6 protein-coding genes and 1 pseudogene are annotated in these 8,888 nt (G+C 68.9%); all 7 read left to right on the top strand.

Annotation, left to right across the window (positions count from 1 at the left end):
- Positions 1-737, top strand: a 737-nt coding sequence (locus tag FJV41_RS52830) for a peptidase associated/transthyretin-like domain-containing protein (RefSeq protein ID WP_497812671.1), incomplete at its 5' end; no start/stop codon positions are given.
- Positions 738-821: 84 nt separating this feature from the next.
- Positions 822-1,814, top strand: coding sequence for a glycine--tRNA ligase subunit alpha (glyQ, locus tag FJV41_RS45775; protein WP_141648943.1), 993 nt, complete (start codon positions 822-824; stop codon positions 1,812-1,814).
- A complete protein-coding gene (glyS, locus tag FJV41_RS45780) occupies positions 1,804-3,909 on the top strand; it encodes a glycine--tRNA ligase subunit beta (RefSeq protein ID WP_141648944.1) in 2,106 nt (701 codons plus the stop codon). The genes glyQ and glyS overlap by 11 nt, the downstream gene beginning before the upstream one ends.
- A 298-nt stretch (positions 3,910-4,207) precedes the next feature.
- Entirely contained in the window at positions 4,208-5,518 is a 1,311-nt protein-coding gene (locus FJV41_RS45785; protein WP_246137831.1) for a YncE family protein, read from the top strand.
- Positions 5,515-7,686, top strand: a complete 2,172-nt coding sequence (locus FJV41_RS45790) for a hypothetical protein (protein WP_246137832.1) — start codon at positions 5,515-5,517, stop codon at positions 7,684-7,686. Before FJV41_RS45785 ends, FJV41_RS45790 begins: the two co-directional genes overlap by 4 nt.
- Positions 7,687-7,749: 63 nt before the next feature.
- Entirely contained in the window at positions 7,750-8,619 is an 870-nt protein-coding gene (locus FJV41_RS45795) for an FHA domain-containing protein (protein WP_141648946.1), read from the top strand.
- 103 nt (positions 8,620-8,722) lie between these two features.
- Positions 8,723-8,888: pseudogene (locus FJV41_RS54370) on the top strand (prepilin peptidase); the annotation flags it as partial.

Consider the following 8,888-nt stretch of genomic DNA (forward strand, 5'->3'; position numbering starts at 1 on the left):
GGTTGGGCTGGGCGGCGACGCTGCCCTCCGTCCGCGCGCAGTTCCTTCCCGCCGTCGACTCCGCGAAGGCCTGGGTGAAGGCGGAGTTGGATTCGCAGCCCTCGAAGGACCCCGCGGCGGAAGCGCCGTGGCCTCCTCAACAGAAGCCGGGCCCGCCGCCGGGCTTTCCTGGCACGACGGCGCCGGTGGACCCACGTCCGGGGGCCCAGGCCGCCGCGCAAGAGCCCGCACCGGAGCCCGTCGAGAAGCAACCCGCCGCACCGGAGCCGTCTGGCACGCCCTCGGTGCGCACCGCGTCCGTCACGTCCCCGCGCAAGGGGAAGGACGCCGCGACGTCGCCTGGCGGGAAGGGTGTGGCGGAGGCCTCCGGCAAGCCCACCCCTCGCCGCGCCGAGAGCAAGGCCAAGGATGTGCCCGAGCCGGTCACCACCGTGACGCAGGACCCGGACATGCTGGCGGAGGTGATGGACACCAGCACGCCCAAGGGCGCGGCGAAGGCGGGCCTGGGGTGGATCACCCTCTACACGGTGCCTCGGGCGGCCGTGTTCGACGGGGCCACCCAGTTGGGTACCACGCCGCTGCTGAAGTTCCCCCTGCCGGTGGGAACCTACAGCCTGAGGTTGGTCGACCCCACGGATGCGGAGGCGGCGAGCCGTCGTTTGTCGGCGCCCGTGCGTCCCGGTGAAGTGACCAAACTGCAGATTCGACTGGCGGACCTCCCCCTGTACAAGGAGTGAGCGCCGTCCTTGACGCCCCCGGACCCCCTCACTAGGGTCCGCGGGCTCTTCCTTCGACGCAATGCGAGAAGGACACCCAAAGCTATGTATTTCCAGGATCTGATCTTCACGCTCCAGAAGCACTGGGCCGACCAGGGCTGCATCAACACGCAGCCGTACGACCTCGAAGTCGGCGCGGGCACCATGGCCCCGTACACGTTTCTTCGCGCGCTCGGTCCGGAGCCCTGGAACGTGGCGTACGTGCAGCCCTCGCGGCGCCCCGCGGACGGCCGGTTCGGAGAGAACCCGAACCGCCTGTTCCAGCACCACCAGTTCCAGGTCATCCTCAAGCCCGCGCCGAAGAACGTGCAGGAGCTGTATCTGGAGTCGTTGCGGAAGATTCGCATCGACCCCCTGGAGCACGACATCCGGTTCGTCGAGGACGACTGGGAGTCCCCCACGCTCGGCGCCTGGGGCCTGGGCTGGGAGGTGTGGTGCGACGGGATGGAGGTGACGCAGTTCACCTACTTCCAGCAGTGCGGCGGCTTCGACTGCAAGCCCGTCTCCGCGGAGCTCACCTACGGGTTGGAGCGCATCTGCATGTACCTGCAGAACGTGGAGAACGTCTTCGACATCGAATGGGTCAAGGGCGTGAAGTACCGCGAGGTGTTCCACCCCAACGAGGTGGAGATGAGCAGGTACGCGCTCCAGGAGTCGGACGCGGGCATGCTCTTCGCGCTGTTCGACGCGTACGAGAAGGAGTGCAAGCGCCTCATCGAGCGTCAGCTGCCGCTGCCGGCGTATGACTTCGCGCTGAAGTGCTCGCACACGTTCAACCTGTTGGATGCGCGCGGCGCCATCTCCGTCACGGAGCGCGCGGCGTTCATCAAGCGCGTGCGCGACAACGCGCGGCTGTGCGCGGAGGGCTACCTCCAGATGCGCGAGCGTCTGGGCTACCCGCTGTTGAAGACGCCGTGGACGGTGGGAGAGCAGCCGGCCCTCCTCGAGGGCAAGCCCGCCAGCGAGTACTGGAAGACGGTGCAGCTCAACAAGCCGGTGGAGAAGAAGGAGAAGGCGGAGGTGGCTCGTGGCGCGTGACCTGCTGCTGGAAATTGGCGCGGAGGAGATTCCCGCGTCGTTCATCGGCCCCGCGCTGGAGGACCTGCGTCGCGCGTTGACGGAGCGCATGGCGGAGGCGCGCCTGAAGCACGGCGAGGTGAGCGTCTACGGCACGCCCCGGCGACTGGCGGTGCTGGTGCGGGACGTGGCGGACTCGGGCGAGGACGTGGTGAAGGAGGTGCTGGGGCCCAGCGCCAAGGCCGCGTTCGACGCCGAGGGCAAGCCCACCAAGGCGGCGGAGAAGTTCGCCGAGAGCCTCAAGCTGTCGGTGGACAAGCTGGGCCGCTCGCAGACGGCGAAGGGCGAGTACCTGTCCGCGCGCGTCGAGGAGAAGGGGCGTCCGGCGGCGGACACGCTGAAGGACGCGCTGCATGTCGCGGTGCACTCCATCAACTTCCGCAAGTCCATGCGCTGGGGTGACGTGGAGGCGTCCTTCGCGCGGCCGGTGCAGTGGCTGGTGGCGCTGCTGGGCGGCGACGTGATTCCCGTCGTCTTCGGCGACGTGAAGAGCGGCCGCACCACCCACGGTCATCGGTTCCTGGCGCCGGGCGCCATCGAGCTGAAGGCGCCCGCGGACTACGAGGCCGCGCTGGCGAAGGCGCACGTCGTCGCGGACATCGCGAAGCGTCGCGCGCAGCTGGTGGAGAAGTTGGCGGCGGCGGCCAAGGCGGCCGGCGGCAAGCTGCTGGAGGACGAGGGATTGGTGGACCAGGTGACGAACCTGGTGGAGCTGCCCAGCCCCGTCGTCGGGACGTTCGAGGAGCGGCACCTGGACCTGCCCCCGGAGGTGCTGGTGCAGGAGATGAAGAGCCACCAGCGCTACTTCTCGCTGGTGGACGGGGCGGGGAAGCTGCTGCCCAAGTTCATCGCCGTGTCCAACACGCCCGTGCGCGACGAGCAGTTGAGCCTGCGCGGCTACCAGCGCGTGCTGCGCGCGCGTCTGGCGGACGGCCGGTTCTTCTACGACGAGGACCGCAAGACGCCGCTGATGGACCGCGTGGAGAAGCTGGGCCGCGTGGTGTGGCAGGGGCAGCTGGGCACATATCTGGAGAAGGTGGAGCGCTTCCGCACGCTGGGCGTGTGGTTGGCGGTCCAGACGAAGCGGGCAGGGGAGAGCGCGACCATCGAGCGCGCCGCCACGCTGGCCAAGGCGGACCTCGTCACCGGCATGGTGGGCGAATTCCCGGAGCTCCAGGGCGTCATGGGCCGCGAGTACGCGCGCGCCAGTGGCGAGCCGGAGGCGGTGGCCCAGGCCATCTTCGAGCACTACCTGCCTCGAGGCGCCGAGGACGCGCTGCCCACGCAGGACGCGGGCGCGCTCATCGGCATCGCGGACCGGCTGGACTCGCTGTGTGGCATCTTCGCCATTGGCAAGGCGCCCAGCGGCGCGGCGGACCCGTTCGGGTTGCGCCGGGCGTGCATCGCCATCATCCGGCTGGTGCTGGGCCGGGGCTATCGCTTCAGCCTGGCGGGATCGGTGGACGAGGCGCTGCGGCTGCTGGCGCCCAAGCTGACCAACGTCAAGCGCAAGGCGGGTGATGCCGCTCCGCGCGAGCAGGTGCTGGAGTTCTTCCGGGGCCGGCTCAAGTCGCTGTGGGGCGAGCAGCACCGCACGGACGTGGTGGAGGCGGTGCTGGCGGCGGGGTTCGACGACCTCGTGGCCGCGCACAAGCGCCTGGAGGCGTTGAGCCTCATCGTCGGGCGCGCGGACTTCCAGCCCCTGGCCGTGGCCTTCAAGCGCGTGGTCAACATCGTGGAGAAGCAGGGCCGCGACGTGGCGGGCGGGCAGACGCAGTCCCAGAAGCTGGTGGACGACGCCGAGCGTCAGCTCCACTCCGCCTTCACCCAGGCCCGCAACTCCGTGGCGGGGTTCGTCCAGTCGGACGACTTCTCTGGCGCCCTGAAGGAAATCACCGGTCTGAAGCCCGCCGTGGACACCTTCTTCGACAAGGTGATGGTCATGGCCGAGGACAAGGAGCTCCGGGAAAACCGTATCCGGCTCCTCACGGAGATTGGCGCCCTGTTCAACCAGGTGGCCGACTTCTCGAAGATCCAGGCCGAAGCGGCCGCCTGACCGCCGTCTGGCGGTTGCCTGCCCCCCGGGGGATGAAGCACGTCCCCGGGGGTCCCAGTTCGTCTGCTGGAGGGCTCCCGGGAATGGATGCCATCCTTTCCGGTTGCCCGGGGGGAGGCCCCTTCCTACACTCCGCCCCCCTCTGATGCGCGCCTACCTCGTCACCTCCGCGCTGCTGCTCGTGTCGTGTTCCGTCGACTCCGAGCCGCAGCCTCCGCCGTCCACTCACCTCGTCTATCCGAGCGGTGTCGCCTTTTGGCGCCCCGAGGTTTCTACATCCACGAACGGATTCTTGTACGTGGCGGGAGCGAACTTCGACAAGTGTTACGCCTCCGGCGCGGTGACGGCGCTGGACCTGGACGCCCTGGGGCTGCGGCCCTTTGGCAAGGACTTCTCCGACACCACGGAGGCCCCCTTCCCCGCGCTCATCACCGAGCTGCACGTCACGGCGCCGGCCTTCGTGCTCATCGACAGCTTCGCGGGGGAAATGGCCCTGTGGAGTCCGCCCGGACGCCCGCCTCGCCTGTTCGTCCCGACGCGCGCGGAGGGAAGCTACCTGCAGGTCATCGACGTGTCGGATGACGGCGCGAACTTGAACTGCGCGCAGGGGGGTAACGGGCGCGACTGCCGGGTGAACGCGCTGTCGCTGGTGGGTGTCCCTGGCGCGTCGAAGGACGGCCTCCCTGGCGCCCCGTCGCCGATGGGCGTCGCCGTGGAGCGCACCAACCCCGACGCCCGGGTGTGGGTGACGCACACGGAGCTGGTGGGCCCGCCCGCGGCGGAGTCCCAGTCCGAGCTCCAGTCGTACCTGGTGGACCTGCCCGCCTCGGCTCCCACGCGCGAGGAGCTGAGCACGTCCAGCTTCGTCCCCCTGGGCGTCGGTGGCCTGCTGGCGGGCGCGGCGCACTCGGTGGCCATCGGTGGCCGCTACCTCTATGCGTCCGGGCGGAACTCCGCGACGGAACAGCTGGGTGCGCTCGCCGCCAGCTTCGTGCTGCGGCTGGTGGACCGGACGAACACGGGGCGCGTCCTCGAGTCCGACCTGAAGGCCATCTACTCCATCCGCGAGGCGCGAGGCATCGCGGTGGCGCCGCTGATGATGCGCGACAATCCGACGCAGGTGGACCCCAATCGCGAGCGTGTCTACCTGCTGGCGCGCGGCCCGGACACGCTGCTCGTGCTCGACATCGAGAACGCGCTGGCGGACCTGCCCACGCTGCGTGTGGTGTCGGCTCAGTCGCTGCCGGAGAGCGCCAGTGAGCTGGAGGTCATCTCGCGTGGCCCTGGCCGGGGCAACCTGGTGGCGGTGACGGGCAGCGGCGACGAGGCCGTCTCCATCTACGACGAAGAGGTGGGGCAGCTCGTCGCGCAGGTGCTCGTGGGCAAACAGGACCCGGCCCAGCCCAGCCAGCCCTTCGGATTGACGGCGGACGTGCGCAACAACTCGGCGCGCCTGTTCGCCACCACCTTTGGCGACGGACGCGTCGCTGTCATCGACATTCCCAACCTCGACCGGCCGCAGGATGCGCGGTGGGTCGCCCTGCTCGGCGCGCAGCAAATGCGCGACACGCGTCAGGGCACCAGTGTGTGCCAGGAGTCCTCCCCGTGAAGCGCGGAACCCTCACCCTCCTCCTCGCGTGCGCCGGGCTGACCGTCGGTTGCTCCGACACCCAGGCCACGACGGGCATCGCCGGTCTGTCTGGTACCTATGACCTGACGCTCGTCGGGAACCTGGTCTTCGTGACGTCGTCGGACCGGGACGAACTCCAGGTGTTGGACCTGTCGGCCAATCCCAGGCAGTTCATCCCCGCGCCCAACCCGCTCCAGACGCTGGCCATCCCCGTGCTGGACCGGCCGGACTCGCTCACGCATGACGTGGGCTACAAGGCCGATGGCTCGGAGCTTCCAGGGCCGTACGTGTACGCGCGCAGCGCCGGAGCCTCGCAGATCTCCGTGGTGGCAGCGGACCCCGCGCGACTGGTGCAGGTGCATCCCCTGTTCGCGCGCAGCCTGGTGACGGCCTTCGCGGCCCGCTCGCCGGACGTGCGCCCCGAGGGCGAGCCGGCTGCGCCGAGCGTGCTCTACTACGCCATGCAGGACCCCGACGCGCCCTTCGAGGACGACAGCGGTGGCTCTCGCATCGAGCGTCAGGCGCTGCCCGGGCCCGAGGCGCTCGAGGCGGGCGAGCTGGTGCCGGCCCCGGTGACGCTGTTCTGCCTCCAGCCAGGCGAGTCAGTCCAGGCGATGGCGGTGCTGCCGGACAACCAGCTCGTGGTGGCCACGCGGCAGGCGTCCGGGCGCTCCGGGCGCACGCTGCTGGTGACGGATGCGAATCCGACCACGAGCGAGAACTGCACCATTCCGTCCACGGCGACGCGCGACCTGTCCGCGGGCTTCGACAACACGCCCGTGCGGATCGTGGTCTCCCATCCCCGCGTCGTCACCCGACAGGATGACACCTCGACTCCCGACGTGAACGAGTTCTCCGAGATGCCAGCGGGTCGGTTCGTCTATGGCGTCAAGGACGAGGTCTCCTGCGGCGGGGCACCGGAGTGCTCTGGTGTGCTCGCGGTGGACTCGACGACGGGGCTGAAGGCCACGGACCTGAGTGGCGCGCCCATGCTCCCCATCCTTCCCCAGGATGGTCTCCCGACGGGGCTGGCGCTCATCCCGGATGCGTCGCTGCTCCTGACCCTCATCGGAGACGATGGAGGGGTGTCGGTGAACGATACCGCCACCGTGCCGCTGCTCGGCTTGATGCCCTCGTCCAACGGCTCCATCACCGTGTTCTCCGCGAGCGATCGACGCGACTTCGACCTGGATACGCGCAGGGCGTTCGTGAACGTGGTGGCCCGCAACCAGGCGGAAGAAGCAATCGACATTGGAGGAGTGTCCACGCGCGTCGACGTGTCACAGCCCCTGGAGTACCCCTGCGACCCGGCGAATCCCACGGGGCCGAGCTTCACCCGCAAGGGCCTCTACGAGGGCTCGGTGGCCAATGGCATCTTCCGCTTCATCTACCAGGGGGCGTTCCCGGGGGCGTTCGACCTGGCACGGGACCTGTCGACGCCGACGAGCTTCGTGGTTCCCCAGCCCGACAACGTCAGTCAGCAGGTGCGGGTAGGGGACGTGATCGTGCTGGCCAGCCTGGATATCATCTGCACGACGGACCTGGTCGTGTCGTCGATTCAGCCCACGGGGGAAGCAGGGAAGGTGCGGCTGGAGACGCTCACCCCCATCCCGACGGATTGCGCGGAGCTCCCGCTCTTCACGGTGCTGGCGTCGGGAGACCAGTCCTTCCTGTTGGTGGATGGGAACGGCGCCCTGCTGTCTCGAGACGTGGAAGGCGTCGGGTCCAAGTACGAGATTCCGGCGAGCTACTCCTTCCATCCGACCGACTTCCTGGGGACAACGACTCTCGCGGGGTCTGGCGTCGCCTGCGGCCTGTCCGCGGACCTGACCGTGCCCCTCTTTCCGCCGGCGCCGCCTCCCCTGATTCTCAGCGTGGATGGCCGCCAAAGCCTCGTCAGGGGAGACCGCTTCGTGGTGGCGGTGGGCTCGGGCGTGCTCACCCACGTCTTCGGGGTGAATACGTCGAGCAGTTCGGGCGCGGGTCTGCAGTTCTACACGCTGCCAGGCCCCGTCGTGGGCTCCCAGGCAGGTGGCACCGCGCTGGCCTACATCGCCTATCCTTCCGCGGACGGAATTCTACAGGTGAACCTGAACGAGGTGCGGACCAACACCCTCAACGACGTCGCGCTGTCCTACTTCGAGTAATTGGGCGTGGGGAGAGGTGTCTGTTAGAGTCCGGGTCATCCTGTACCGTCCGAGTCAAGACCGATGATCGATCAGAACTCACGCCCCGCCCGCAAGGTCGGAATCGCCGACCACCTGTGGGACACGTACGAAGAGATGGCCCAGCAGATGGGCTCGGACCGCGATGCGCTGATCAACCAGGCGCTCTTCATGTTCGCGCGTCTGAACGGCTTCATCGAGGCAAGGTCCCGAGCGGAGGCGCACGCCGCGCCCTCCGCCGCGCCCGCGCCCGCGCGTCCGGCCCCCATCTCCGCGGCTCCCGCTCCTCGTGCTTCTTCGCCTCCGGTGCTGGCGCCCGCGCCCGCCCCGAAGGCGGAGCCGCCTCCTCCGCCTCGTCCCGGTGGCCGTTCGGCCGCCGCTGAAGAGCGCGCTTCCGCCAACGGCCTGGACAATGACCCGGTGCGCCGCGAGGTGGCCGAGCGCGTCCTGGAGACGGCCGCGGAGCTGGAGCGCCTCATCAAGGGCAAGAACGAGCCGCCTCCTCCCAACGACGACATGGTCGAGGAGGATGAGGAGCCCCTGCCCGAGGATCAGGACGACCCGGGCCTGGAGGACGAGCAGGCCGAGCCCGAGGAGGAGCCCGCCGACGAGCTCGCCGAGGAGGAGGACGAAGGCAACGCCCTGTACCTCGTCACCGAGTCCGGAGATCAGGAGCGCATCATCAAGGAGCGCTTCGTCATCGGCCGCGGCAAGCACTGCGACTTCGTCATCAACTCCGGGAAGGTCTCCCGCGAGCACGCGGTCATCGCCCAGGAAGGCCACGATTGGATCATCGAGGACCTGGGTTCTTCCAACGGCACATGGTTCAACAAGCAGCGAATCAAGCGCCGGAAGGTCGAAGACGGGGACGAGTACTTCATCTGCAGCGAGAAGATCCGGCTCGTCCTCCGGTGAGTGAGCCCCGTCTTCCGGGGCAACTCGCTGTTCGCCAATTGACGGCCTCCAGGCGTCCCTGGTTTGATACCGGACGCCTGGACGCGAATGGGACAGGCGACGGATGACGCCTGGACACATCGCGCTGTGGACGGTCCTTGGAGTGGCCCTGGTGATCTCGGTGGTAACCGATGTCTTGCGCCGAGAGATCCTCGACGTGGTCACCTACCCGCTGATGGCGGTGGGGCTGGGAGTGCGCCTCGCCACCGAAGGGGTGGGAGGGCTGGAGC

This window comes from Myxococcus llanfairpwllgwyngyllgogerychwyrndrobwllllantysiliogogogochensis (genome assembly GCF_006636215.1).
Lineage (GTDB): Bacteria > Myxococcota > Myxococcia > Myxococcales > Myxococcaceae > Myxococcus > Myxococcus llanfairpwllgwyngyllgogerychwyrndrobwllllantysiliogogogochensis.